This is a genomic window from Erwinia psychrophila (genome assembly GCF_039023475.1).
Taxonomy (GTDB): Bacteria; Pseudomonadota; Gammaproteobacteria; order Enterobacterales; family Enterobacteriaceae; genus Erwinia.
The window spans coordinates 19543-46107 of the sequence record NZ_JBCHVB010000001.1; the positions used below are offsets into that span (position 1 = coordinate 19543).

Genomic DNA, 26565 nt, shown 5'->3' on the forward strand with positions numbered 1-26565 from the left:
CGCCCGTTACGATAAAATTATATAAGCATCAGTATATTATCCACATCAGCTGACTATTGTAGAGGCTTTACGCCGCCTGGAAGAACATTTAATGGAAGGCGCTTCATTCTACGATTCGCCTTGACAGGTAAAACGAACGTTTTACACTTTGAGGATGAAAAAACAGCATGAAATGATTACAAGCGCCATGCACATCTTCGATACAGAGAGCCTTCGCGGTGTCGGTATCGATCGTGTGGTGGCCCATTCCGGCGTCTCAACGCGCACGCTCTATAAGCATTTTGGTTCGCGCGATGGGCTGATCCTGGCCGTGCTGAAGGCGAGGCATCTGGCCTTTATGGAGCAGCTGGCAGCAGAATGCAGCGATGGCGATCCTGTTGGGGCAGTGTTTGATTCACTGCGGCAGTGGATGGAAGTGCATGGAACACAAGGATGTATGCTGCTGCGGGCGCGCAGTGAGTATGCCACCGCGAATGAGGAGATTGTCGCGCTTGTCCACAGGCAGAAAAGTGAGTTTCGCGCTGAGCTTGCCAGGCGTGTCCGGCTCGCGGTGGGTGAAGAAGATGAAAGGATTATCAACCAGATCTGGCTGTTATTTGAAGGCGCTACGGCGTCAGCCGCCATTGCCACTGTTTCCATCATCGATGATGCCAGGGATGCCGCACATTCACTTCTTACCGTAGCCAGGGCGCGTAAAGTATGAATAGTCGTATTAATTTTGTTGCCGCCGCGTTTTCACTGACTGCGCTTTCTTACGGCCTTGCGCGTTTTGCTTACGGGCTTCTTCTTCCACAGATTCGGGAAGATCTTGCTGTTAGCGTGACCGTTGCAGGATGGATCGGCGGCAGCGCATTTGCTGCCTACTGTCTTGGTATCAGTTTCGTGCTGCTGGCCCCGGGTAAGCTCAGCGCCCGGACAATTACCCTGCTGGCGGGACTCACCGCAACTTTTGGTATGCTGCTGGTGGCGCTGTCAGCCTCAGCCTGGGTGCTGGCGGCAGGTATTGCGCTGGCGGGGCTGAGTACCGGTCTGACGTCGCCGCCCCTCGCTTTCGCCGTTTCCCGTCAGTTTGGTGACAAAAACCGGCCCAAGGCTAACGCCACAATTAATGCTGGCACGGCGGCCGGTATTGTCTTTTCCGGTATGGCCGCCTGGCTGGCGCCGGGCTCATGGCGCGAAATTTACTTTGCTTTCGTACTGACAGGCGCAGCCGTCACTGTCTGGCTCTGGTTTGCTTTCCCGCGCGGTCTGCACGCCGCGTCCGGCAGCCCGGTTTCCTGGGCTATTTTGAAACGTCCCGGGCTTTTTACATTATGCGTAAGCGCGTTCTTTATGGGCGTCTCCAGTGCGGCCATCTGGACCTTCGCCGCCGATATTCTGCGTGATAAGGCGGGCTTTACCTCCGCTTATATCGCGTTGATTTGGGTGGCGCTGGGCATTTCCGGCCTGGTCGGGGCGCTGACTGGCGTGCTGACCAACCGCTTTGGTATCAGGCCCATTCACGCTTTCTCACTGCTGGGAATGGCTGTTGCAACGGCGGGACTTGTCATGGCTCCCCTCTCTGCCGCCTGTGGCTTTGTGGCAGTAAGCCTGTTTGGGGCGGCCTATATTGTCTCAACCGGCGTCTATTTAATTCAGGGGACCGAACTCCTTGCCGATCGTCCCGATCTGGGGCTGGGCATTCCATTTCTGGCGGTGGCAACAGGCCAGGCGGTTGGCAATCCGTTATTTGGCGCGTTACTCGCATCAACCGGCTTGATGAATGCCCTTCTTGCTTTCGCGGCGACAGCCGGCATCGCCGCCTTTATCAGACCATCGCCAGAACAGCTGAGGAGAAGGGCAGCCATCCGCTAAGCGCACTGTCGCAGAAGTCGCCGTTTTGTCGTTAAGCAAAACGGCGACGTAGCATGTCGGGAAGGGATAGTTACCGCGCGATGGGCAAGTCCGCGTATCTTGTCGTATAGGCCGGGGAAAGCATTTCGCGCTTCATTGCCCAGGCTTTCTCCATACCCTGACCGGCAAACCAGATTTTGCCTTTACCGCTTATTAAAAAGCGCATGTTTTTTGCCATATTTCATTCACGGGGAACCTGTATTGCAGGTATTCACTCAACGGATCTTTTGGTAACCTGATCGGCTGGAATTCTCCCAGCCTTATAGCCGTTCTATCGGTCAAGGAGGTTCCCATGCATGTCCGTCGTAAACATCAACCTTTCTCCTCCCTCTCACGGCGTATCCGCCGTCGGCAAGTCATCAGACTTAAAAATCTTATTCATAAAGAACGTCATCGTTGCGGTGGAATATTTTATGATGAATGTGATTTCAACAGATTTGACGATGAGCCGGGTTATATCTGGAGCTGGAGTGATATTTACTTTACTGGATTAGATCCTGCTACTTTCTGGAATGCGGAAATCATTACAGCGCAGGTGGCTTTCAGGGATGCGGTTCACGCCCGTGCATTTGATGAAGCCTGGGAACGGCTCAGTGAGCCGCAACGTGAATGCGAAGTTAAAATAGAAACCCGACCTGATTATAATGCCAGCGGGAAAATAGTCAGTCATACCCTGATCCCTCGCGAAGCTAGTCAGTATGATGCTTTCAATGGTCTTACATTTTCTGAATATGTTAAGAAGCGTGAGCAGGAAATTAGCCGGGATGAACCTCCCGTGTTTTACCGCCGCTACGAGCTTTTACCTGGTTATGCTTACGGTTCAGGGCTGCGCATGATTGTTGATGCTTCGGCGTTAAGTCAGAAAGCGATCGAAGATGCTATTGCTGATTTTCGTTTACACGGTGAGTGTGATTTGGGTTTATCTGAATCGTTTTCGTTTTGAAAAAATGCCATCCCAGCGAAAACTGGTGCATAAGATCGGGTTATTTTGGCAGCAGAACATCTGCCGTGAAGAAGCGGTTGAAAATTTACCGCCACACAAAATTATTTCAAAATCATAGGGATAAAAAATAGATAATGAGTCATTGTTAAAGCACAGCTTGATCTCCATCAGTGATGCATAATACTGTATGTATATACAGTTTAAATTAATGGTGATTATCTTGCAGTTCTTCACGCCTACTGAGCTACGCCAGGACGTAGCATTATCTATGTTCGGCGAGCTTGTCCCATGCGGATTCCCGAGTCCTGCACAGGATTATGTTGAGCGGCGCATTGACCTGAATGAACTGATGATTCAGCACCCGAGTGCGACCTATTTCGTGAAGTCCAGCGGTGACGCGATGATTGACGCCGGGATTTGCGAGGGCGATTTGCTGGTGGTGGATAGTTCCCGTCAGGCTGCGCATGGCAATATCGTCATTGCGGTAGTCGGGGGTGAATTTACCGTTAAGCGCCTCCAGCTACATCCGGTTGTCATGCTTAAGCCTGAAAATACGCTTTATGCGCCAATCATGATAGGCAGCGAAGACAGTCTGGAAATTTTCGGCGTGGTAACCTATATCGTGAAATCTGCGAGCTGATTATGTTTGCTCTGTGTGATGTTGTAAGTATCCCTGCAATACGGATCATTCACTTTTAGAGATCTTCCGACATACTGACTATGTCCCCTGAGGAGATCGCTATGCGCAAGATCCGATTTACTGAACACCAGATCATCGCCGTTCTCAAATCTGTCGAAGCCGGGCGAACCGTCAAAGATGTCTGCCATGAGGCCGCTATATCCGAAACCAGCTATTACAACTGGAAAGCGAAATATGGCGGGATGGAAGCGGCTGATATTAAAAAGATCAAAGATCTGGAAGACGAGAACCGGCGGCTAAAACAGATGCTTGCCGATCTCAGTCTTGAATGTCGGGCGCTGAAAGACGTTATCGAAAAAAGCTTTAAAACCAGCGATAAAGCGGGAGCTCGTCAGCTATCTGACGGCACAATTTGCCATGAGCATCCGCCAGGCGTGCAGGACCTTATCGCTGTGCAGGACGGTATATTTTTATCAGCCCGATACCCGGCGTGATGAACCTGTGATCCGGGCTTTAACTGAACTGGCTGAGCGCTATCCGCGATATGGCTTTAAGAAGCTGTTTCAGGTGTTGCGCAGGCAGGGCAACGTCTGGGATCACAAACGTGTTCACCGGCTTTACTGCGTGCTGAAACTGAATTTTCGTCGCAAGGGCAAACAACGTCTGCCGGTGCGCAATCCGGCACCGCTGGCAACGCCGGAAGCGCTTAACCAGAGCGTGCGTGGAACTAAAACGGATGTACTTACATAGGGTCCATTATCCTACGTTAGGCGTCATTGTATTCGTTAACCATAACCTCTTACGTAAGTCGGCCTCGACACATACTCTGCTCAAGATAGGCTTATGTTATGTATTGTACTGGCTGGAATATTTTTAATTTCTTAGTAAATCATGATGGGATATATATTTTGGTTTGATAAGTTAGATACCCACGCAATTCTTGAATCTCACAAGTCCTGTGTTTCAAAGGCACGCCAGCGGCTACTTTCTCAATTTAATGACATCTCGCGTGAGGCTGACGAGGCGGAGCAGGCACACTATTTCCATTTAAACAATGGATTATCTCCTTAACGTACGTTTTCGTGCCATTGGTCTTTAAACCCCGCAGAGTCAAGAAAATAAGAACGCCAGTGTGGCCAGTTCAAAAAACGGGCTAACGTACAATTTTTCCCATATCCAAACTGACCCCTGTGGAAGAGACGAATACTTTTCAGGTGATGAAAGCATCGGAGAAACTAGTGAAACTGCTTACAGTCTTAAAAATCACACCAGGAAATAAAAAAATTATTTTTTGGAAGGTCAGCACCTAAAAAAATGGTTTTTATTTTACAGGAATATAGTAACAAATATTTATGGATGTGCTGGATATTTTCTCAATGCATAAAATCTCGCTTTTCCCATTATGGATATACCCTCCATAACAAAGAGAAGAAAAAATAAAAAAAGAAAATTGAATGAAGTTCTTCGCCGTTCCTGAGTAACTAAATTTAAGATGCTTGTTTACGGGTTTACCTGGAGGGGGTAAAGATGGTGGATTCTCTTTCATATATAACATATCACAACACAAAATATTCATATCGCTTTGCCCACGCAGTGCGTTTATGTCCAGTGAATATGCTTGCCCTTCTTTTAACTTTTTTGCTAATTCATTCAGAAAAGAAATGTCTCCTTTCTGATATGCATCGACACCACACCGAACAATAGTACATTCCGATCCCTTTCTTTTTTGTATGTTAACCACTTCAGGGGGAGATATGTCGGCCTGCTTGTTCAGTATCGACTCTTGTGTTAACCTTAATGCGCAGGCTGATTTGCTCATTTTCCTTTTTCGGATATACTCAGCAAGCCGTATACCTGTTTTGTCTCTGAACATACGCTGAAGATACCATTTGCTGTATCCGGATTTATCAGCAACGTGCTCTATTTTAAGACGTTGTTCCATATTCCCCTCAATCCACTCAATTAAATCCAGTATAAAAATATCTCTCTCTGTCATTACGTTATCCTTTTCATAAATTCTCTTTGTGTCTGATAAGCCAGATTCCATCAAAGAAGTCAGGCTTATCATAGTGATATAAAAAAGGTTCAGCCGTTATATTGCCCTATGGCATGTGATTGTCATGCTTTTTTTCTAGCTCTGAATAAGCTTAAAACCCATACGAAAAATACCGGAACAAAAATGACACCCAGCAAGGTTGCCGTCAGCATTCCTCCGACAACACCGGTACCGATAGCTCTCTGACTGGCTCCTCCCGCGCCACTTGCGACCATAAGTGGGATGACACCAAGGATGAATGCCAGTGATGTCATGACAATAGGCCTGAAACGGAGTTTTGCTGCTTCCACTGCAGACTCTTTCAGAGAGTAACCTTGTTCATACAGACTTTTTGCAAACTCAATAATAAGAATGGCATTTTTTGCAGCCAGACCGATGATGGTAATCAGTCCAACCTTAAAATAAACGTCATTAGACATACTTAGTAAACCGGCCGCAATGACTGAACCCAAAGCACCTATTGGTACGATAAGCATGACTGCAAATGGAATATTCCAGCTTTCATATAATGCAACCAGTAGAAGGAATACAATCAGTACTGATAGTGCCAGGAGCGCAGGGGCCTGCCCGCCAGCCACTTTCTCCTGAAATGACAGGGCTGTCCATTCAAAACCTATTCCCTTAGGTAAAGTGCTGACTATATTTTCCAGTGCCTGCATAGCCTGTCCTGATGTGTAGCCGGGTGCTGCATCTCCTGTGATTTTAAATGCAGGATATCCATTATATCGGGATATCTGAACCGGGCCTGTCTCCCATTCAATTGAAGCAAATGTTCTTAACGGTACCATTTCTCCTTTTGCATTCGGCAGATTCAGGTCAAGAACGCTTTCAGGTGTTGAGCGTGAAGCGCCATCAGCCTGGACCACAACACGCTGCAGTCGCCCTTTATTAGCAAAGTCGGCTGCAACATTTGAACCGAATGCGGTGGTCAGCGCATTATTAATCTCAGAAAAGTCTATACCCAAAGCCTGGGCTTTTTCCCGATCAATATCCAGGCGGATTTGTGGCGCATCATCAAGCCCCTCGACCATCGCGTAAGCAATAGCAGGATCTTTACTGGCTTTCTCCAGAAGCGTATCCCTTGCTTTAATGAGTGCTTCACGACCAAGGTTATTTCTGTCCTGAAGCCTCAGGGCGAAGCCGCCTGAATTACCCAGCCCTTCAATCGGAGGTGGATCAATTGCCGTTACTGTTGCATCGGTATAATGAGCAAAAGCAGTATTAAATGCCCTGACTTCATCGGATGCTGACTGCCCCTCCCCACGCACCGACCAGTCTTTAAGAGTCGGGAATCCCAGTGCAGCGTTTTCCCCGGACCCTGAGAAACTGTATCCCATGATCATCGTGGTATTTTGCATACTGTCTCTGGAATGCATGTATTTTTCCAGTTCAGATACAACATGCCGGGTACGATCAAATGTCGAACCGGGGGGCAGCTGGATATCAACAAGGTAATAGCCCTGGTCTTCAACAGGTACAAAAGACTCCGGCATGCGTAAATACAGGAAGCCCAGCAGTGCAACCAGGGCGACATAGATCGTCATGCACCGTCCTGTTTTTTTCAACAGTGCGACATTCAGTGTTTCAAAACGGTTTGTCAGACGTGAAAATTTACGATTAAACCAGCCAAAAAAACCTTTCTTCTCAACGTGGTGACCTTTCGGTATAACTTTAAGAATTGTGGCGCACAGAGCCGGGGTAAATGTCAGGGCCAGGAAACCTGAAAACAAAATTGATACTGCGAGAGACAGTGAAAACTGCTGATAAATAACCCCCACTGAACCGCTCATAAACCCCAAAGGAAGAAATACAGCAGCCAGAACCAGCGTTATTCCGACTATAGCCCCGGATACCTGCTCCATTGCCTTTATCGTCGCTTTTGCCGGGCTCAGTCCCTCCTCCGACATGATACGTTCCACGTTTTCCACGACCACAATAGCATCATCAACCAGAATGCCAATGGCGAGAACCATGCCAAACATTGTCATCATATTGACTGAAAATCCCAGCAGGCTCATTACCGCAAGTGTACCAGCCAGACAAACAGGTACCACGATAGTTGGAATAAGGGTATAGCGCAGGTTCTGCAGAAAGAGCAGCATGACAAGGAAAACGAGAATAATGGCTTCAATCAGTGTCTTGACAACTTTACCGATTGCCACATCCACAAATACAGACGTGTCATAGGGGACGTTGTATTCAATATCCTGGGGAAATGTTTCCGATAATTCTGCAAGACGGGCTTTTATCGCCTCAGCTGTCTGCAGAGCATTAGCTCCCGGGCTCAACTGTACCGCTGCCCCGACAGATTTTTTGCCGTTAACTTGCGTGGCAAACCTGAAGTCCTGGGTGCCAATTTCAATACGGGCCACATCACTCAGTCTGACACGTGAACCATCCGGATTTGCTTTAAGCGTGATGTTACCAAACTCATCAGGCGTACTCAGCATGCCTTTTACATTGATAGTTGCGGTCAGTTCCTGATCGGCAGGTCCGGGGCGGCTCCCGAAACTACCCGCTGGCACCTGGACATTCTGTGAAGCGATCGCATTGTTTATATCGGATGCGGAAAGGTTATAATTTAACAGCTTCTGAGGGTCAATCCATACCCGCATTGAAGCTTCAGCACCAAAAAACTGAACCTTACCCACACCGGGGATACGGCGTATCTCATTATTAACGTTACGTGCTGCAAAATCAGCCAGTTTTACATCATCTTTATTGCTGTCATCACCTTTATACCCGAGGGTATAAATCATAAGATAACCAGCGTTTGCCTGCTCAATCTGTAGTCCCTGCTGTGTGACAGAAGCCGGAAGACGGGCTTCAGCTTTCTTGATACGGTTCTGTACATCTACCTGAGCCAGGTCCGCATCCGTACCTGGCGCAAATGTCACCGTAATCTCAGCGGTTCCGGCACTGTTTGAGGACTCATAGTAAAGGAGACCTTTAGTCCCGTTCAGTTCTTCTTCAATAACGCTGGTGACATTATCCACAACAGCTGTTGCTGATGCCCCGGGATAAGTTGCCCAGATAGAGATTTGTGGAGGCGCAACCACCGGAAACTGTGAAACGGGTAGGGAGGGGAGTGCCAGTAAACCGGCAAGCATAATAAATATAGCAACTACCCATGCAAATCTGGGGCGTTCAATAAAAAATCTGGACATATATTATAAGCTCCGGGAAGACTGGCCATTGCCTGTTTTATTTGATGCTATATCCTGTCTGTAAGGTTCGGGGACAACCTTTTGTCCTTCCACGGCAGCGCCACTAATAACAATTTCATCTCCAGAATTAAGCCCCTCCAGAATATGCCACTCTGAGCCATACATTTTTCCCGTTGTGATATACCTCTGTTCAACTGTTCGATCATCACGGACAATATAGACACTCGCTTTCCCATCCAGATCCCGATGTACAGCACGCTGAGGAATTAAAACGGCTTTTGGATCAATACCCTGTCCAAGACGGACCCGGACATACATCCCGGGTAAAAGGAGATCATCCTTATTAGGAAAAATGCCCCTGAGGGATACCTGTCCGGTTTCACGATCAACGGTTATATCAGTGAAAAGTAACGTACCTCTGTGCTGCTCATTATCTCCCTCTGCGGAAATATAGACAGGGAGACTTTTATCATCTGTCTTCTGTAGTTTTCCCACACTCACCGCTTTTCGTATGGCTAACACTTGTGAGACAGACTGCTGAAAATCAGCATAAACAGTGTCAAGTTGCTGAATAGTGGCCATGGATGAAGAATCATTCTGGGAAACCAGCGCACCTTCAGTCACCTGGGCGCGGCCGATTCGGCCGGAAATCGGAGCCCTGACCGTCGCATATCCAAGATTAATTTTTGCTGTTTCCAGTGAGGCACGTGCGGACTCTTTCATCGCAAGTGCACTTTTATATGCTGACATTGCCTGGTCGAACGCCTGTTGACTGACAAGATCTTTTTTCACAAGCGGTTGATAACGCTTAACGAGAGACTGCGCCTCATAAAGGCGGGCGTCAGCATCAGAGAGTCCTCCTTTCGCTTTTGCCAGATCAGCTTTAAAGGGGGCCGGGTCAATCTCAAAAAGCACCTGACCGGCCTGTACATCAGCTCCCTCGACAAAGTTTCGTTTAAGCACAATGCCTGTGATCCGTGCTCTGACCTGAGCAATTCGTACCGGCTCAATCCTGCCGGGTAATTCAGCCGTCATCTCAAATGGTCTGGGGGTAACCCGGGTCGTTTTGACGTGAGGTATTGAGGATTCTGCGTCTGGCGCTGTTGACTCGTTACATCCCGAGATAAGGAATACAGACAGAAAAAGTAAGGACACCCTGGTGGCACATGGATAAAGATTCATAACATACCCGCTCTATTAAAACGAGCTCAGATAATGCACGAAAAACTCAAATGAATCAATTATGATTCATTTGAATGAAGTAAAAATTCTTTTAAGTCGTATCAAAATATAGTAATAGTATGGGTACAACCTGAATCCACATAGCTTCATAATGCCTGCCATAATGACTGATTTAAACGTAAAGAATGAGGACATGATGATGGTGAATGCACTTGCCGGTGCGCTGGTCGAACATCCTCGAGCAACCCTGAAGGAGTTAGCACAGGCGGTTGGTGTGAGCAAAGCGACACTCTACCGTTTCTGTCAGACGCGTGAGCAACTGGTCCAGAAAACGGCCGAGCTCGGTATCAGTGTCATGCACGAAGCGATGGAAATGGCTGAGCTCGAAACCCGGCCAGTACCTGAAGCGCTGACAATCTTGATTGAAAATTATTATGCACATAAAGAACTTACCGTTTTTCTGATGCATTACTGGAAAGATGTGCTAGTTGATCGCTCTGTTGAAAATGAGTGGCTGGGTAAACAGGATGCCTTCTTTCTTCGCGGCCAACATGAAGGCGTTTTCCGTATTGATATCAGTGCGTCAGAGTTGACAGAAATATTCAACGCTCTCATATGTGGGCTGGTTGATGCTGAACGAAGAGGACGAATTGCTCGTGCTGGTCTTGTAATATTAACCGAACGAGCCTTTATGAATGGTGCAGAAAGATAAGAGGTCTGACGCTTAGTGGAACAGTCTCAGCCGTTAGGGGTCTGATAGGAAAATAGTCCTCAGACAACACAACTCTGCCCCTGCATGTACTTAATTTCCATTTAAACAATGCATTACCTCCTTAATATACGTTTTCTTTCCATTGCCCCTCAAACCCCGTTAAGGGGGTTAAACGTACAAAATTTCCGACATCCAAACTAGCCCCACGTTCACGGTGCCGGGGCGGAAAAGGCTGATGTGATCCCCCTTCATTAGCGTTGCATCGACCAGTTGAACTCACAGCGAAAAGCGGACGCGGGGAATTTAAAGCCCGCGAATCGCTCAATATACATTGATGCTTATTGTGTGACGTGATTAGCCATAAACGACAGTGAAACCTTCTCCGGAAGCCTTAACCGTAATTCCGGTCAGCTCTGTGACGGCGTGAGCCTCCGATGCCCCCTCTGCGCCAGGCATGACTGCAATTACTGAGGCTCCGCTTGCCAGACCGGCCTTTATACCCGCGGATGCCTCCTCAAAAACCACGCATTCGCCCTGATCACCCACCCAAAAAAGGTTGTCGCCAAAAATATAACAAGCATTGACGTTAACCAGTGTGTTGACGCCATCTTCGCCGGGTTGCCAGCGATTCCATTGATTATCTGGAAAGGCGACAGGCCCTTTTTCGGTGAGTCGTGCTTAGGCAGGCTACTTAAGATATCCCTGAAATCGTGGAAAGTTCAGGAAGCAGGAACCGTTGGTCGCTACGGCAATGCTATTGGTAAATCAGGGTGATTGAGTGAAACGCTGCAACGCCGGGTTGGTTGCTGATTTTGTAAAAGCTAAAACTGGACTTGCCAGGCATATCGCGGCCAGGCTACCGCTGATAAATTCTCTGCGCGGCATGACTTACTCCTGTTCCGATGATGGGCCGGGGATCCAACGCGACGCAGTGGCCTGCGGGTCATAACTCAGGGCGGTCGGCAGAGAGATCAGCTCAATAAGCAGCCCAAAAGGCGTCATGCAAAACCAGGTCTGGTTACCTTTCCCTTGTTCTTGGGCAAAACAGTCTGACGGGCCGTCAAACATTTGTGCTCCATGTGCCTGCATCCTCTCGCCGGCCTCTTGAATATCGTCAACATAGAGAGAAAAATGGTTAATGCCTGACTGGGATGGATTGGCTTGATGATCCTTTGCGGTAGGTTGAGTCTGAAACAGTTCCACATTACACCCGTTCGCAAGACGTAACATCGCTAACCCAGTTACCTTGAATTCACTGGGAAAACCATTCAGGGGCCGCATATTATCCCCAGCGATGCTGTCTTCCTTATCATCAGGAGAAACCAACTGATAGAGAACAGATGCGCCAAGCGCATTAATGAAAAATTGTTTGGCGTGCTGAATATCTTCAACAGTGATTCCGATGTGCTCGATACCGCGGATTGTCATTTCTGCTCCAGCTGTTTTATCCATAATGATTTTTATTTCAAATCTAAGCCTGGCATAAATGAGCGGAATGTCACATAAACAGGTATCAAAAAGAATGTTCTCAGCCAGACTTTTGTGCCTTTTTTCAAAGTATTATAAGTCGGGAGTATTGGACAGGACCGCTCTGTAAAATAAGGGGCCGCTTGTAAAATGGGCACTATTTTACGCTAAGATTTTTTCTCACATGGGCATGTCAGACTGCTTTGAGCTGTGAGGGGGCAGTTTGGATATCGAAAATTATTGTACGTAAAGGTGAATTTTTGTACTTATGGGCTGTGGTAAGGGAGCTTGACCACGTTGACAGGCAGCTTTGAGCGAAAAACGGACCCTGGGAAGTCAGGATATGCCACTAAGAAACATTGCCTGCGGAGGTAACCATTGGGATTAGTGGTGATGCCAGTGCGGCGACGGGACTCAATGCGGGCTGTGATGTCTGGTACTCAGTCTGTGGTGGCTTGTTCCCCCACGTTGCGAAGGAGATCACCGATGTCGTGGCGCGAGGAGAACGGGAACAGGCGATGCAGTTGAGTGAACGCCTCAACCCGCTTTGGGCATTGTATCGTAAACATGGTGGCAGCATCCGTGTAATGGCGGCAGCGGCGGGAGTGCTTGGCCTTACGGAAGTAGATTGTTTGCCACGGCCCATGCGTCCATTGACTACAGGCGATATCGCTGAAGTTGCCGCCGTCATGCGTGGTCTTAAACTGACGTAACTATTTTACTCAGAGTTTTTCTGGCGTAGATATATTTATCATTTTGGCGGATACGATGTAATTGACTACCACTCATATTGTAAGTATCCCTGCAATACGGACCATTCACTTTTAGAGATCTTCCGACATACTGACTATGTCCCCTGAGGAGAGCGCTATGCGCAAGATCCGATTTACTGAACACCAGATTATCGCCGTTCTCAAGTCTGTCGAAGGCCGGGCGTGGTCAATGCCGCTTCACGTTTGGTTCCTGTAATGCAACAGACGAGGAAACAGTGGCTTTCGCATGCAATTATATTCGTATGGGAGGCTTTAAGGTCGAGCCTGACAGACAGGAACAGGAAAGCGATACAGCAGGATATAGGGTACTGATCCGCTGGCTAGATTGAACATCAAAAGTCTCAGGCATGGATTCGGTAGAATAAGGGGTTTACCGAACGGCGGGAAAAGAGAGAAAGCGGTTGCAACAATAGGCACAAGTGCCTGTTTCACTCTGCAACCGGAGAATGGCATGATGCGTGAGGAGCAGCCTATGACCGGCCAATGCTGCTTTCACTTAACCGTCAGCAGCTCCTCAAAACAAGTTGTGTAACGAGGCGAGAGCATTTCACGCTTCATCTGCCATGGGTTTACAGTCCCCTGGCCTGCCAGCCATACCTTACCCAGCCCGGATTTATTTATCTGGTCGATGGTTGCCATCAGCGCATCGGCATTTGCTTTTGGCTGATGCTCGCTGAACATATCCAGCTGTGTAATACCGGTCTGGAAGAAATCACTCAGCATGATCCCGGCTTTCGCGTACCGGTAGCCGTCGCGCCAGATGGCATCGAGCGCGCGGATCGCAAATGCCACTATATCGCGTGTGTCGCTGGTAGGGTATGCGCAGGTAAAACTTGCTGTATTTGAATACTGTGGCTCATGGCCATAGCGACCGGTCGCAACGAAAACGCTAATGTGGCAGCATTTCGACCCTTGTTCCCGCAGCTTTTCGGCGGCGCGTGTTGCATAGGTCACTATCGCGTGTTGCATATCTGCCAGCTCGGTAACGCGCTGTCCGAATGATCTGGAACAGAGAATCTGCTGTTTCGCCGGCGGCATTTCTTCCAGGGGAATACACGACTCTCCGTTCAGTTCCCGGACCGTTCGTTCAAGCACAACGTTAAAATTTTTACGGATCATGCTTGTATTGGTGTTCGCCAGGTCGAGCACGGTGTTAACGCCCATCGTCTGCAGTCGTTTAGCAATACGGTCTCCAACGCCCCAGACCTCGGTAACATTAACCAGTGCCATTAGTTTACGCTGGCGCACGGGGCTGGAAAGATCGACAACGCCGCCGGTTTTCGTCCATTTTTTTGCAGCATGGTTTGCCAGTTTCGCCAGGGTTTTCGTCGGTCCAAAACCTACGCCAATCATGAGGCTGGTTTCCTGACGAACGCGGGTTCGCATTTGATGGCCAAACTCTTCCAGCGGCATGTAACTTGCGATCCCGGAGACGTCAAGAAAGGTCTCATCAATTGAATATATTTCCTGACCAGGCGCCATGTCACTGAGGATAGACATCATACGGCTGCTCATATCGCCATAAAGCGCATAGTTGGACGAGAACACCGTAACGCCATTGTCGCGAAAATAACGCTCAAATTTAAAGAGCGGATCGCCCATTTTGATACCGAGCTTTTTGGACTCCGCGCTACGGGCGATCACACAGCCGTCATTGGTACTGACCACGACAACCGGTTTGCCTCTCAAATCCGGGCGAAAAATGGTTTCGCAAGAAGCGTAAAAATTATTGGCGTCAGCGAGTGCAAACATTGCGGATAGCCTGATTGTTATCTGTATATATATACAGTATTAATGAGGCGACAGAAATTATCAATTAGTACCTGCGGCGGCGCTGAATCCCAGCCCAGCGAGGTCGGTAAGAGCGTATGACACCACGCCCCAGACAGAGAGATCAAAATCATCTTTTAACGGCGTGAGGGCACCATCGCCGGTAAGCTCCTGCAGTGCCGGTGAAGGAATAATCAAAAGGCGTCGCAGGACAAGCTCATCATTCACTTCCGTAATGATGGTATTCCCGTGCTGAGGTGTCAGACTGCGATCTACGGTCAACAGCGAGCCTTTCACAGTTCCCACATCCGGGTAGTCGCTGGCACTGCGCATCAGATAGGTAGAGTGCGCGGAAAGGCTGACCGTATCCCTCAAGTTTAGCCGTTTCTCCTCATAGTTCTGCGCCGGACTTTGAAACGCCATTTTTTCCTTGTATCCTCTCATTGCTTTAGATTTTAGCCTTCCATGGCTTATGCCACCTGCTCTTATCCCAGAATTACCGCGATTATTGCGGCCTGAATATGCAGCAGGATCGGCAGTAACAGACCGCCACTGTGCCAACGTGCGCTGCAGAAGAGCATACCGACTGCAAACATCTCTACCAGCGTGCTGATCTGCTGATACTGATAGTGCATCAACATAAACAGGGTTGACGATATAAGCGCACCCAGCAAGAAAACCCAACGGCCTCCCTGCGTAAAAACGTTCAGGATAAGGCCGCGGAAGATAATTTCTTCATTGATCGGCGCAATCAGAAAGATAATCAGACAGGTCGAAAAAATCCCCAGAGCCGGCTTAGCAAAAATCGTTAGCATAAACGTTTCCTGCGGGACGCCAGTTACTTTGTCAAATGACCATTCTGCTATGTATAAGGCCACAATAGCCAGGACGTGCCAATGCGCACCACACTGTTTAATCTTACCCAGCGGCAGCGGTCCCACAAATCGAAGATAAACAGGCATGACGATCGCCAGCAGAAGCAAAGTCGCACCGTGTTGCAAAAACAGACTGTGATTCCAGTATCCATTCGATATTACAAAAGATGCCATATAATGCAGCAGGTTATACGCTCCAGCTGCAATCACAATCGCTGCGGCCAGCTGCTTTATCAGCGGTGGTGTTACAGGTTCGTTCACGTCCTTCTCCTTCAGTGGTCATTTCGATCCAGAATGCAGAGCTGCTTTAAAACTGCCTGTTTATTTAATCAATTTTTCCTTTAAAGCAATGGATCCCGCGCCAGTAGACGGTTGATCCGGCATCGTCCGCTATGCATCTTATTGGGTCCTGGTCTGTTGGCAAGAAACCATAACCGAATATCTAGCGCGTTTTGCCAGACGTCATGATGGATATTGCTGTTGCCACGTACACCGCAGTGGCGAACGAGATGAACGAGCCCGAGGAGGAAGCCGCGCGGAAGTGCGCACGGTATTTATTTGACTTTATGACGGCGGTTTGTGATACCGGCGTAGTGATTTACTTTCATGCCCGAGTCTATGAAAGACTCCAGGCCGGCGCTTTTAGCCTGCGAGGCAATCATGCGTCCCGTATAACCGGTGGCGCCGTAGATCAGTAATGTTTTCATGGTTGAGGGTGCTGCCAGTCTTTGTAAACAAATTCCAGGCTATAGCCATCGGGGTCCAGGACGCCGGCGGCGTAGTAGCGGGGATCGTAATGAAGCCGTGCGCCGGGCGCGCCATTGTCGGTGGCGCCGGCACCTAAAGCGGCTGACCAGGCTTCATTCACCGCAGCCTGGTTCCCGGCAACGAAGCCGACGTGTACAGCTGGTGGCGCCACCTCTCCTTCACGCAGCCAGAAAAAAATTCTGCCGCCAGCGCCGAATCCTTTCAAATCCGGATGCCCGGGCGGGCCATCTTTACCGTCATAATCATGGCGTACGGTGATGCCCAGTGGGGCCAGGGCCGCAGTATAAAAGCGGACAGAGCGGTCAGTATCGCTGACCGTTAAAAACAGGTGATCAAGCATAAAACCTCCGGAATGTTCAGATCTGGTAGCCGCCGGCAACCTCAATGGATTGGGCATTAATCCAGACGCTGTCATCAGAAACCAGGCCTGCAATAACCCGTCCGACATCATCCGGTTCGCCCACGCGTTCCAGCGCGGTTTGTGAGGCGAGCAGAGCCTCAAATGCCTCATTCAGCCCCCCGCCCAGCGACGTACGGATAGCGCCCGGGGAGACAGCGTTTGCCCGGATGCGCCGGGGCCCGAACTCTTTGGCCATGTAACGGGTCAGCACTTCCAGCCCTCCTTTAACGGCGGCGTAGGGTGCCACACCTGCCGTGGCCACCCGCGTGGTGGCGCTGGTAACGTTGACGATGTGCCCGCCATCACAGATGAGGGGCAGCAGCGTCTGGGTCAGGAAAAAAGGCCCCTTCAGGTGGACGCTAAAAAGGCTGTCGAACTCACTTTCCGTTACCGTTTCAATCGGGTTGAAGAGGCCAAATCCGGCGTTGTTGATAAGCACGTCAATATACTTCTGTCCCCAGGCGGCGCTGAGTAAATTAAGCAGGGCGCTCCGGAAAGCACCGAAGGTTTCTGTACGTGAAACATCCAGCGGTAGTGCGCCAGCACGACCGCCTGAAGCTTCAATATCCTTCACGACCTTCAGGGCTGATTCAGGATGACTGTTATAAGTCACAATCACCCCCATGCCTTTTGCCGCACACTGCTGCGCCACGCTGGCACCGATCCCGCCGCTGCCGCCGGTAACAAGTACGATTTTCATAATCTCATCCCTTCTCTCTGCGATAGGAAAAGGGTAAAGCAACCCCGATTGGACAGCCTCTGCGTTCCTGCTCGATTCTTGCCTTTTTCTGCTTTATGCTCACTGAAAACGGCGCGATGAGGAAAAATAATGACATCACAGGCCGTGCTTGATGAATTGTGCAGCCTGGCTGCACACGCCCGAAACTGGCGGACCGAGACGGGCATACCGCGCGTGGCGATGGTTCAGGGAGAGATACCGGCGCATGCGCTGGCGGCAGTATACGAACCGATGGTCAATCTGATACTGCGGGGCAGTAAATCAATGACCGTCGGGGAGCGGGTGTTCTGTTACGATCCCGCCTCTTATTTCGTCATGTCCGTGGAGTTACCGGCAGTGGGCAGCGTACATCCGGCGCCATCAGGAGAGCCGTATCTGGCGGTGAGTCTGACCCTGGAACCCGAGAGGATAATGACGCTGCTGGCGGATTTACCCCCTTCCGTTGGGGCGGTGCAGGAGGGCGCTTTTTCCGTGGCCTCCGTGACGCCTGAGCTTCTGGATGCCTGGGTAAGGATGCTCCGCCTTATGCAAAACCCAGAGGATATTCCTGCACTGGCGCCACTCTTTGAGCGGGAAATCCTTTATCACATCCTGAAAGGCCCACACGGCTGGATGTTGCGTGATATTGCCTCACCAGGCTCAATGCTGGCGCGCATCAGTAATGCCATACACTGGATTAGGCACAACTTTACGGAAGAGTTTATCGTTGAGTCTCTGGCTGAGCGTCAGGCTATGAGCGTGTCTGCTTTTCACCGGCACTTTAAATCGGTAACGGCCATGAGCCCGGTACAGTACCAGAAGCGGGTGCGTCTGCTTCACGCACGCACAAAGCTTTTATCCGGCCAGGAGAGTGTGACTGCCATAGCAATGGCGGTAGGATACCGCAGCGTTCCGCAGTTCAACCGGGAGTATGCCCGCTTTTTTGGCATGTCTCCTCTCAGGGATGCGGCAAAAATCAGACGCGGCATTCAGACCCAATAGATTTGTCTGACTGGCATAAACTGATTGAGCGGAGTACAGGGAATTAACCATTCCCTCTTCGGGAAAACGTTATCGCAAACAGGTTGTGGCTTTGCCCGCCCGCCTGAATGAAATGGCGATGAGGAGCAGCCATGGTGGGAAAGAGTACGTGATAAGCTCCGGGTTGATGTGAGGACTTCACTGACGAACATGATTATTATTCCAGCCTTACCTGAATTAAGGGCGCGTTATTTGGATGAGTAAATGCTTCCCGGGAAAAGAGATCGTCCAGTTGATATTATTGGTAAAGGCATCGACTATATTATTCGGGGGAGCTTAGCCTGATAGCCGTCTGATTGGATGCCATCGTTGCAGGATCGGTACCTTAACTGTGTCGCGCCAGCGGAACTTATGGCGCACGGTGCGCCGTGTTTTGGCACCGCACTTTATTTCGCATGGCGTTAAAGTCTTGTGGGGAACGTTTCGGCCAAATTCATCCCCCTTAAAATATCAAATAACAGGGCCGGGCCGATAATTAATTTTAGCTGGTCCTGTTGCCAGATCATTTGAATCAGTCGTGCCATCTCATTATTTTTTGCAACCTCTCAGATCTATTGGCAAAAAAATGACGTCGTTAGTTGCTGTTCAAGTTGAGCGATACGATAACAGGATTTTAAAATGGTAGCTCCGGCCTCGTATTTTTAGATTCGTTTTTAACTAAAGAAAATTATTCGCTTTCCTCTTCAGATATTACTATAAATCAAATCCAGCAAATCCAGGCGCTTTACCAGATTTTATCTGGTTGATTTTAGGTTATTAATGTAAATAATTCAGGGCCATTCTTTAGATTTTTAACGGCGGGATTACTCTTAAAATCCATTTTCTACGAGGGCGACTGTTAAGTAGCGCTGGACATTTTTTGGGCGAAATGATGTGATTCTTTTCGCTCTGAGACCTTTCTTAATACGCCGAAAATTTAATGCTATTCATTACGCCTGAAACAACACGCTGTGTGCTTTCAGGCTTTGTCTTTTCTCTGTTGAGGAAAACACGGTGTTTAAATTAAATCCTGTACTTCTGGGCCTTATTGCTGCGCAAGGCATGATGTTCCCGGCGCTAAATGCATCGGCAGCGATATTAAAACCCTATGCGCCTGAAAGTAATGATAATAAATCTGGCGTCTATTGCCTGTGTAACGGCAGCACCCAAACATTGAGCGGCCTGCCGCAGTTTTCGTCGGGGGAAAGCGGGCTGACGCGCGTTACGCTCGGCGATTTGCAGCGCACAGGCCGGATTATTGATGACAATCTGACGGGGCAGGAACGTATCAATATCGGGCAGCAGAATTTAAACATCCTTATTCCTGATTTCGAAAACAATACCTATTCGGTCTATCCGGTGTATGACAGTCTCGCCTTTAGTAATTTACCTGCCGTTGACCTCAACACAGAAGTGCCAGATTATTACGCGGTAAAAGACCGGCAATACATCGATGCCCGTGTGGCGTCAGTCAGCAACGGCACCATTAATATTGATATTGGTCAGCAGGGAGCTACAACCCGTTCCAGTACCAATAGCTGGTCGATGGCCGCAAAACAGAGCCAGCTGTTTACCGCCTCGAAGCGTGGACAGCTGAACTGGAACTCCGACAACCGGATTACCTTTACCGCCGCAGCGCCACCTTATAACAGCGATCGGCTGGCGTTTAACCTGGAGAGCGTGGCGCGTTACACGGGCGTGTTTACCATCAACACACTGGATGGTGGCGTCAGTACCTTTAACGTAACCAGTCTCGCCGGCCTGCGTGATTACAATGACTGGTTAATCAATCAGCTCGCCAACCGCGCGATTAATCCTGAGGACTACAGCAGCGCGTTTCATAAAGCCTTTACCTTGTATGATGGCAGCGTGGCTTACCGTCTGAGTCCTGATATTTTACAGGATGAGGTTGCGCAGCCTTCAGGCGACCAGGTGGTGTTGAGCGCCGATGGCCCTGACGCCCGGGTGAAAATCTCTGCCGGTAAAACGCTGGAGGTGGTAAACAGCAGCAGCGCGGCGGTACGGGCCAGCAATGGTGCGACAGCGATCGTGGACGGCAAGCTCGCTACCACCGGACCGGCGCAGTTGGAAAGCCGGGGACTGGAGTTGATCAACGGCAGCACCGGGATTAACAATGGCGTCATTAACGGCGGCTTTCTCAATAACGCTGACGGTGAAGGCGTGGACAGCAGCACGCTGGGCTACGTCGGCAAAGCTGTGGCGGTCACCGGAGGCAGCAATTTTACCAATAATGGCGTGATCAACCTTGCCGCGGGCGATGCACCTTCCGGGGGGAGAAGCGACGCGCTTTGGATCGACAAAAGCAGCGCAGTCAACCATGGCAATATTAATCTCGGCGTTGCGGATGTCAGTAACGGGAATTCGGCGGCAGGCGTCAGCCTCGGCGGGGAAGCCAGCTTTATTAATGCAGAAGAGGGCACGCTATATATTGGCCGCTCGCCACAAAACCACAAGCCGGACAATACCCAGGATGTCGCGGTTAACCTGAGCGGCGGCGTCAGCGCCATCCGTCAGACTCTTAATGCAAGCGCCATTAACAACGGGCGCATCGTTATCGGCAGCAAAGTACAGAACGCCGTTGGCATGCGCGTCGAAACCGGTCCGGACGCACTGGCATTGAATAACGGCACGATTGATGTCAACGGGCGGGCGCAGGTTCAGCCTGCGGAGAACATCGGCCTGCTGGCGCTCGACGCCGGCAGCGGTGGACGCGTAGGCAACACTGGTACGATCAACCTCAACGGTGATAACAGTACCGGGATCAAAGCGATCGCCACTCACGGCAACAGCGCCAGCGTCTATTCCACCGGGACGATAAACGTCAACGGCAATGCTGATGCGGCGGCCGGCACAAATAACACCGCTGTCTGGGTAATAGGTCAGGATGGCGGTCGGGCGAAAGCGGAGCTGAGTGGGCCTGTCTACCTGAATGGCAACGCTGCCATCGGCCTTCGCGCAGAAGGAAATGCTGTCATCAACGTCGCAGCTGGCGCGATACCGCACTCGGCGGGCGGCCAGGACCAGATCAGTTTCTTCACCACCGGCCCGGACGCCAGGATCAATCTCCCCACTAATGGCCACTATGTGACTTCAAGCCCAAATGGCACCTTGTTCCGCTTACTCGACGGCGCAAATTTTGACGCCAGGGGAATGACGCTGTCACTTAACGCGCCAGGTGCGACCGGCGTCACCGGCAGCGGCAGAGACAGCGATATTTTCACCCACGGCGCGACGTTTAATATGGGTGCCTATGGAACAGGCGTGAAGATTGAGGGCGGCGCGCAGGGGACAATTGACGCGGCCACCAGGCTACGTCTGACCGGTGAAGGTTCCAGCGCGGCCACGGTTGACGGCGATAAGCACGATCTGCGCGGCAACGTGATTAATCCTGATGTTGCCTCCGACGCCACTACCTTGCTGACGAACCATGCCCCGATTAGCGGTCTGGGGAATGCTCAGCTCGGTTTACTGGCGCTGGCTCAGGCGCAGCTGGTTAACACCGGCGACATTACCTTAGGCGGCGAAGGATCAACCGGTATTGCCGCGCGCTTCGGCGCAACGGTGACTAACAGCGGCGACATCAGCGTGACGCGCGGCGGCACCGGCTTGTATTCAGAAGGTTATGCCTCTCCCGACGACAATACGATCCCTACCGAGGTTACCAACAACGGGACGCTGAACGTCTACGGTATCCCGGGAAGCACCCAGCCGTCGACCTATGGCGCGATAGCGACCGGAGCGCGGAGCATCCTCAACCAAAATGGCATTATCAATCTCTACGGTGACAATGCTGTCGGCGGGATCGTCGCCAGTGATGCAACGATCAATACTGGCTCCACCAGCAGCGTGGTATTCCACAATGATAATCAGACGGGTTATCAGGTGAGGGGGGCGGACAGCATTATTTTTGGCAGCGGCGGCAACACGAACGTCAATACCAACGGATCTACGCTCTACCAGCTCAGTAACGGCGGCGATTTCTATGCGCTGGCACCGGCCACGGTGACGTTGAGCGGTGCCAACAGTACCGGGGTTTCGGTCTCCGGCGAGGGCTCGCTTATCTATCGTTCCGATGTTTTTAATGTTAACGGCAGCGGCGCAGCGGCGATACGCGTTTATGACCTTGGAGAAGCGATAATCACCAGCGCTATCACGCTCAACGGTGATAATACGCTTGGCGCAGTGAGCACGGGCGATCGGGCAACTATCTATGCTGCTTCCCAGATTACCGGCAATGGCAGCAATATCGCGGCGTTTGATGTCAGCTATAACGCAGCCATATTTAATCAATATCAGGGCGTGGTGGATTTAAGCGGTCCCAACAGCACCGGTGTTCGCGTGCATGACAGCGGCACTTTCATCAACTACGGCAGCGTGCATGTGGCGTCGGGGACAGGTATCGATGTCACCAGCGGTTATGGCTATTACAATCCGGTCGATAGTCAGCTGCGTGTTGACGACGGTATCGCTGCGCTGCGCGTCGGCAGCGACGCCGGCCTCCAGGTATACGGCGACGGGCAGGGTTACAGCACGCTGAGCGCCAGCGGCAGCGCAGATGGATTGCTGCTCGATAGCGGGGCGCAGTGGTTCGAGGCCAACGATGTGACTCTGGGCGCTTACGGCAGCGGTAATGCAATCAACAACCGTGCTGAAACCGACGGTATCATGCTGCAAAACGTCCGGCTTGAAACGGGACGCGGTGCCGGTATCCGTTCGGCTGTTTCGTTCGATGCTGGCGGCAGCGCGCAGATTTATGTCGGCAGCGGCGGGACCGGTTATCTGTTTGCCCATGAAGATGGATCGACGACCAGTAACGATCTGTTGATCGGCGAAGGGTATTCCATTGTGGTCCCTGGCGAAGGCACCGGCGTGCGTGCCAATACTACCGGCAGGGTGATTGCCCGCGGCACCATCGATATTCAGTCAGCCCGGGGCGGTTCGGCGATTGTCACCAGCACGGCCAGTCAGGTCATTAACCAGGGCACGATCGCTTCACAAAGCGTGGCGGCGCCTATTATCGATCTGCGCGGCGGCGAGTCGGTGTTTATTAATGAAGGAACGATCGCTGCGCCGAATCCAGAAACCGTGGTTGTCGCTGGTGGCGCGACCAGTGACGTTATCGCGCTGCTGGACGGTAAAGCTGTCGGTGATGTTAATACCGGTAATGGCAACGATTCACTGCTCGTCTCCGGCGGTACGCTGGATGGCAGCCTGACGATGGGCAACGGCACGAATGTCGCCACGGTGCAAAAGGTAAGCCTGGCAAATACACGCCATATCACCACGGATAACGGGGCCGGCAGTACGCTGAATCTGAGTGACATTACGGCGCGTGGCGGTTCGTTCGCCAGTGACGATCTGCGCAAAGGCACCAATCTTGGCGCTGGCTGGAGCACGCTGAATTTCTACAACACAATGTGGACGTTAACGGACCATATCAAACTGGCGCACAGTACTATTAACGTCGACGGCAACTCGACGCTGTTCGCGGGTAATGGCGTCAATCCGCTGTTACAGGGTGCGGAAAATGACTCACTAGTGGTAAGTAACGCCGGGACGCTGGATCTGACCAACGGCGGTAGTGCGGTGAATGATTCACTGACCATCAATGGAGATCTGGTGTCGGCGCAGGGTAATCTCCGGCTCAATTCCGCCGCTACGCAAAGTGACATACTGCGTGTGAATGGCAGCGTCAGCGGCACCACGCGCATTGAGGATTCCCTGACCGGCAGCCCGCTAATGGACGGCAATCGCGACGGCGTCATTGCCGCGACGGAAGGCGTTTCTCTGGCGCAGGTTTCCGGCAATGCCAGCGCGGGCAGCTTTGTTTTGCCGCGGGGTTATGTGGCATCAGGGCCCTGGCAATACAGCCTGTACAGCTTTGCGCCCGGCAGCAGCGACGCCAGCCAGCGGCAGCTGAGCGGCAGCGGGGATGATTTCTGGGATTACCGTCTTGCTAACGCCTTTGTGTGCGAAGCGGGTTCGCTGTGCCAGCCGCAAACAGGCAGCGGCCGGGCGGCAGTGCGTCCGGCCGTAACGCCGCAGGTGCCTTCTTACCTTTCCACTCCCGTTGGCCTGGCGTATTACCAGCTGGCGACTACCGACGATCTGCATAAACGACTTGGTGAATTGCGCCACCAGCAGGGAATGTCTGATACCCCCGACGGCGAAATGTTTATTCGCTATCTGGGTTCGAATCTGAAGTACCAGAGCGATCGGGGGCTCAGCGATTACGGTTATGACTTCGATCTCGACTATAGCGCGGTGCAGCTGGGCGGCAACCTGTTACACATTGAGGGTGCGCAAGATAGTTTGCGCGGCGGCATTGCCTATACGCGAGGCAATACGCGTATTCGTCCGCACGCCGCCGATGGCTACAGCTCAACCGCTTTTGACAGTGACAGCCTGGCGCTGTATGGCACCTGGCAGCGTACCAGCGGCCTCTATGTGGACGGCTCGCTGGCCTGGAACTGGCATCGGGGCGAAACCGATATTGCCCGGCAGAAAGCGGTGGCGTCACCGAAGGGGGATGGCTGGACCGCGTCGCTGGAGTCGGGCTATCCGTTTGAGTTCAGTAATGGATTACGCATTGAGCCGCAGGCGCAACTGACCTATCTGCGGGTAAACATGGACAGCTTCACCGACCGCGATCGGACCTTTGTCTCGTATGAGAATTATGATCAAACCATCGGCCGGCTCGGCGCGCGCATGGATCACACATGGCAGGATGAGAGCCTGCGTCAGTATACGCCCTACATCCGCACCAACTATTACCAGAGCTGGGGAGGCGCGGCGAAAACAAAAGTGAGCGCCGGCGACAGTAATATCAGCCAGACATTTACCGGCGGCAGACTCGGTCAGATGTGGGACATCGGTGTGGGCGGCACAACGACGTTCAGGAATGCTGTTTCACTCTATGCCGAAGCGGATTACCGCAAAGAGATCGACGGGAACGGGGTTAAGGGCTGGCACTATAACGCAGGTGTTCGCTGGACGTTTTGAGCATGAAGCGCGGGCGTGGCCCGCGCATCATGCTGGCTGACGACAGAGGGTCACCTCTCAACAGAAAAACGTAATTTTTGCGAGGGCGTACGCAGCACGGGATGTTTATTGCGCGTTCTGACCGCGTCATTGTCTCTTCAGGGACAATGTACGAGCCGAATTTATGGCAACGTTCTATGCTTTATAAACGCAAACTGTCAGAAATACAGGAGTAAAATATGAGTAAAGAAAATCGCGTATCCTCCTCCCTTAATCAGACTGATTCAGATAATTATCCCGTTCCACCGTTTGAACATCAGAAGCAGCCTTTTCCCGGTCTGGCGGGAAAAATGACGCCTCGTCCCGACCATGGCGAAACCTCCTATAAGGGAAGTGGCCGTCTGCAGGGACGTAAGGCGCTGATCACCGGCGGCGATTCAGGCATAGGGCGCGCCGTTGCTATCGCCTACGCCCGGGAAGGCGCCGATGTTGCCATCAACTATCTGCCGGCTGAAGAAGAGGATGCGAAGGAAGTCATTGCGCTAATCCGCGCGGAAGGACGTAAAGCGGTGGCGCTGCCTGGCGATATTCGCGAAGAAGCCTTCTGCCAGACGCTGGTGAAAGAGGCAGCCGAAGCGCTGGGTGGTCTGGATCTGCTGGTCAACAATGCCGGACGGCAGCAGTACAGTGAATCGATCCGGGATCTGACAACCGAATCTTTTGACGCCACGTTTAAAACTAACGTTTATGCCATGTTCTGGATAACCAAAGCCGCCGTGGACTATCTGCCGCGCGGCGCCTCCATTATTAACACCTCTTCCGTTCAGGCTGACAAGCCCAGCGATATTCTGCTGGATTATGCCCAGACGAAAGCCGCTATCACCGCGTTTACCAAATCGCTGGCGAAGCAGCTTGGTCCGGAGGGTATCCGCGTTAACGCCGTCGCGCCCGGGCCTTACTGGACCGTTTTACAGTGCTGCGGCGGACAGCCGCAGGAGAAAATCGAACAGTTTGGCGCTTCCGCTCCGCTGGGAAGACCAGGACAGCCAGCCGAGATAGCGCCGCTCTACGTGACGCTCGCCTCTCAGGAAAACAGTTACGCATCGGGCCAGGTCTGGTGCTCCGATGGCGGCACCGGCACGTTGTAATACCTCATCCCGCAGTGGAATCTGATATCTG

At 51.3% G+C, this 26565-nt stretch carries 18 protein-coding genes and 3 pseudogenes; 10 read left to right on the forward strand and 11 right to left on the reverse strand.

Annotated features, from left to right (window positions below):
• Positions 1–172: 172 nt before the first annotated feature.
• Both AAH446_RS00095 and AAH446_RS00100 read left to right on the forward strand, forming a co-directional pair.
• Positions 173–703 carry a TetR/AcrR family transcriptional regulator gene (locus AAH446_RS00095; protein ID WP_342904706.1) on the forward strand — a complete coding sequence of 177 codons (531 nt, stop codon included), beginning with the start codon at positions 173–175 and terminating at the stop codon, positions 701–703.
• Positions 700–1854: an MFS transporter gene (locus tag AAH446_RS00100; RefSeq protein WP_342904707.1), complete on the forward strand. Its 1155-nt coding sequence runs from the start codon at positions 700–702 to the stop codon at positions 1852–1854. Before AAH446_RS00095 ends, AAH446_RS00100 begins: the two co-directional genes overlap by 4 nt.
• A 70-nt stretch (positions 1855–1924) precedes the next feature.
• Here the strand turns inward: AAH446_RS00100 and AAH446_RS00105 are convergent.
• Positions 1925–2044: pseudogene (locus AAH446_RS00105) on the reverse strand (DUF4113 domain-containing protein); the annotation flags it as partial.
• A gap of 141 nt (positions 2045–2185) precedes the next feature.
• Between AAH446_RS00105 and AAH446_RS00110 the strand changes: the two are divergent.
• The 3 genes and pseudogenes from AAH446_RS00110 to AAH446_RS00120 all read left to right on the forward strand — a co-directional run.
• Positions 2186–2836 (forward strand): hypothetical protein, encoded by a 651-nt coding sequence (locus AAH446_RS00110; RefSeq protein WP_342904708.1) that lies wholly within the window; start codon positions 2186–2188, stop codon positions 2834–2836.
• A gap of 220 nt (positions 2837–3056) precedes the next feature.
• The gene (locus AAH446_RS00115) at positions 3057–3476 is read left to right on the forward strand and encodes a translesion error-prone DNA polymerase V autoproteolytic subunit (protein WP_463322772.1); all 420 of its coding nucleotides are present in this window, start codon (positions 3057–3059) and stop codon (positions 3474–3476) included.
• A gap of 101 nt (positions 3477–3577) precedes the next feature.
• Positions 3578–4193: pseudogene (locus tag AAH446_RS00120) on the forward strand (transposase); the annotation flags it as partial.
• Positions 4194–4797: 604 nt separating this feature from the next.
• On the opposite strand, the gene AAH446_RS00125 reads toward AAH446_RS00120, so the two are convergent.
• The 3 genes from AAH446_RS00125 to AAH446_RS00135 all read right to left on the reverse strand — a co-directional run bounded on the left by AAH446_RS00125 (position 4798) and on the right by AAH446_RS00135 (position 9881).
• Entirely contained in the window at positions 4798–5472 is a 675-nt protein-coding gene (locus AAH446_RS00125; RefSeq protein WP_342904709.1) for a hypothetical protein, read from the reverse strand.
• A 122-nt stretch (positions 5473–5594) separates the two neighbouring features.
• Positions 5595–8699 carry an efflux RND transporter permease subunit gene (locus AAH446_RS00130; protein ID WP_342904710.1) on the reverse strand — a complete coding sequence of 1035 codons (3105 nt, stop codon included), beginning with the start codon at positions 8697–8699 and terminating at the stop codon, positions 5595–5597.
• Between the two features lie 3 nt (positions 8700–8702).
• The gene (locus AAH446_RS00135) at positions 8703–9881 is read right to left on the reverse strand and encodes an efflux RND transporter periplasmic adaptor subunit (RefSeq protein WP_342904711.1); all 1179 of its coding nucleotides are present in this window, start codon (positions 9879–9881) and stop codon (positions 8703–8705) included.
• A gap of 193 nt (positions 9882–10074) precedes the next feature.
• Between AAH446_RS00135 and AAH446_RS00140 the strand changes: the two genes are divergently transcribed.
• Positions 10075–10593, forward strand: a complete 519-nt coding sequence (locus AAH446_RS00140) for a TetR/AcrR family transcriptional regulator (protein WP_342904712.1) — start codon at positions 10075–10077, stop codon at positions 10591–10593.
• 888 nt (positions 10594–11481) lie between these two features.
• Here the strand turns inward: AAH446_RS00140 and AAH446_RS00145 are convergent.
• The gene (locus AAH446_RS00145) at positions 11482–12045 is read right to left on the reverse strand and encodes a VOC family protein (protein ID WP_342904713.1); all 564 of its coding nucleotides are present in this window, start codon (positions 12043–12045) and stop codon (positions 11482–11484) included.
• A gap of 374 nt (positions 12046–12419) precedes the next feature.
• On the opposite strand from AAH446_RS00145, the pseudogene AAH446_RS00150 reads away from it, so the two are divergent.
• Positions 12420–12773 (forward strand): annotated as a pseudogene (locus AAH446_RS00150) (dihydrodipicolinate synthase family protein); the annotation flags it as partial.
• Positions 12774–13325: 552 nt separating this feature from the next.
• Here AAH446_RS00150 and umuC read toward each other — a convergent pair.
• The 6 genes from umuC to AAH446_RS00180 all read right to left on the reverse strand — a co-directional run bounded on the left by umuC (position 13326) and on the right by AAH446_RS00180 (position 17346).
• Positions 13326–14585, reverse strand: coding sequence for a translesion error-prone DNA polymerase V subunit UmuC (gene umuC, locus AAH446_RS00155; protein WP_342904714.1), 1260 nt, complete (start codon positions 14583–14585; stop codon positions 13326–13328).
• A 60-nt stretch (positions 14586–14645) separates the two neighbouring features.
• Positions 14646–15026, reverse strand: coding sequence for a S24/S26 family peptidase (locus AAH446_RS00160; RefSeq protein WP_342904715.1), 381 nt, complete (start codon positions 15024–15026; stop codon positions 14646–14648).
• Between the two features lie 62 nt (positions 15027–15088).
• Positions 15089–15739, reverse strand: coding sequence for a CPBP family intramembrane glutamic endopeptidase (locus AAH446_RS00165; protein ID WP_342904716.1), 651 nt, complete (start codon positions 15737–15739; stop codon positions 15089–15091).
• A 293-nt stretch (positions 15740–16032) separates the two neighbouring features.
• Positions 16033–16185 (reverse strand): hypothetical protein, encoded by a 153-nt coding sequence (locus AAH446_RS00170; RefSeq protein ID WP_342904717.1) that lies wholly within the window; start codon positions 16183–16185, stop codon positions 16033–16035.
• On the reverse strand, positions 16182–16586 hold the full coding sequence (locus tag AAH446_RS00175; protein ID WP_342904718.1) for a VOC family protein: 405 nt from the start codon (positions 16584–16586) through the stop codon (positions 16182–16184). Before AAH446_RS00175 ends, AAH446_RS00170 begins: the two co-directional genes overlap by 4 nt.
• A 16-nt stretch (positions 16587–16602) precedes the next feature.
• Positions 16603–17346 (reverse strand): SDR family NAD(P)-dependent oxidoreductase, encoded by a 744-nt coding sequence (locus AAH446_RS00180; RefSeq protein WP_342904719.1) that lies wholly within the window; start codon positions 17344–17346, stop codon positions 16603–16605.
• Between the two features lie 129 nt (positions 17347–17475).
• Here AAH446_RS00180 and AAH446_RS00185 point away from each other — a divergent pair, with 129 nt between their 5' ends.
• The 3 genes from AAH446_RS00185 to AAH446_RS00195 all read left to right on the forward strand — a co-directional run bounded on the left by AAH446_RS00185 (position 17476) and on the right by AAH446_RS00195 (position 26534).
• Positions 17476–18366, forward strand: a complete 891-nt coding sequence (locus tag AAH446_RS00185; RefSeq protein WP_342904720.1) for an AraC family transcriptional regulator — start codon at positions 17476–17478, stop codon at positions 18364–18366.
• A gap of 1032 nt (positions 18367–19398) precedes the next feature.
• On the forward strand, positions 19399–25407 hold the full coding sequence (locus tag AAH446_RS00190; protein ID WP_342904721.1) for an autotransporter outer membrane beta-barrel domain-containing protein: 6009 nt from the start codon (positions 19399–19401) through the stop codon (positions 25405–25407).
• A 218-nt stretch (positions 25408–25625) separates the two neighbouring features.
• A complete protein-coding gene (locus tag AAH446_RS00195) occupies positions 25626–26534 on the forward strand; it encodes an SDR family oxidoreductase (protein ID WP_342904722.1) in 909 nt (302 codons plus the stop codon).
• The last annotated feature ends 31 nt before the right edge of the window (positions 26535–26565 follow it).

Bases quoted from the DNA above. Each gene is read 5' to 3' on its own strand.
- AAH446_RS00095 (WP_342904706.1), top strand. From the start codon at position 173: ATGATTACAAGCGCCATGCACATCTTCGATACAGAGAGCCTTCGCGGT.
- AAH446_RS00160 (WP_342904715.1), bottom strand. From the start codon at position 15,026: ATGGCGTTTCAAAGTCCGGCGCAGAACTATGAGGAGAAACGGCTAAAC.
- AAH446_RS00130 (WP_342904710.1), bottom strand. From the start codon at position 8,699: ATGTCCAGATTTTTTATTGAACGCCCCAGATTTGCATGGGTAGTTGCT.
- AAH446_RS00170 (WP_342904717.1), bottom strand. From the start codon at position 16,185: ATGAAAACATTACTGATCTACGGCGCCACCGGTTATACGGGACGCATG.
- AAH446_RS00100 (WP_342904707.1), top strand. From the start codon at position 700: ATGAATAGTCGTATTAATTTTGTTGCCGCCGCGTTTTCACTGACTGCG.
- AAH446_RS00145 (WP_342904713.1), bottom strand. From the start codon at position 12,045: ATGGATAAAACAGCTGGAGCAGAAATGACAATCCGCGGTATCGAGCAC.
- AAH446_RS00180 (WP_342904719.1), bottom strand. From the start codon at position 17,346: ATGAAAATCGTACTTGTTACCGGCGGCAGCGGCGGGATCGGTGCCAGC.
- AAH446_RS00185 (WP_342904720.1), top strand. From the start codon at position 17,476: ATGACATCACAGGCCGTGCTTGATGAATTGTGCAGCCTGGCTGCACAC.
- AAH446_RS00175 (WP_342904718.1), bottom strand. From the start codon at position 16,586: ATGCTTGATCACCTGTTTTTAACGGTCAGCGATACTGACCGCTCTGTC.
- umuC (WP_342904714.1), bottom strand. From the start codon at position 14,585: ATGTTTGCACTCGCTGACGCCAATAATTTTTACGCTTCTTGCGAAACC.
- AAH446_RS00140 (WP_342904712.1), top strand. From the start codon at position 10,075: ATGATGATGGTGAATGCACTTGCCGGTGCGCTGGTCGAACATCCTCGA.
- AAH446_RS00110 (WP_342904708.1), top strand. From the start codon at position 2,186: ATGCATGTCCGTCGTAAACATCAACCTTTCTCCTCCCTCTCACGGCGT.
- AAH446_RS00135 (WP_342904711.1), bottom strand. From the start codon at position 9,881: ATGAATCTTTATCCATGTGCCACCAGGGTGTCCTTACTTTTTCTGTCT.
- AAH446_RS00195 (WP_342904722.1), top strand. From the start codon at position 25,626: ATGAGTAAAGAAAATCGCGTATCCTCCTCCCTTAATCAGACTGATTCA.
- AAH446_RS00125 (WP_342904709.1), bottom strand. From the start codon at position 5,472: ATGACAGAGAGAGATATTTTTATACTGGATTTAATTGAGTGGATTGAG.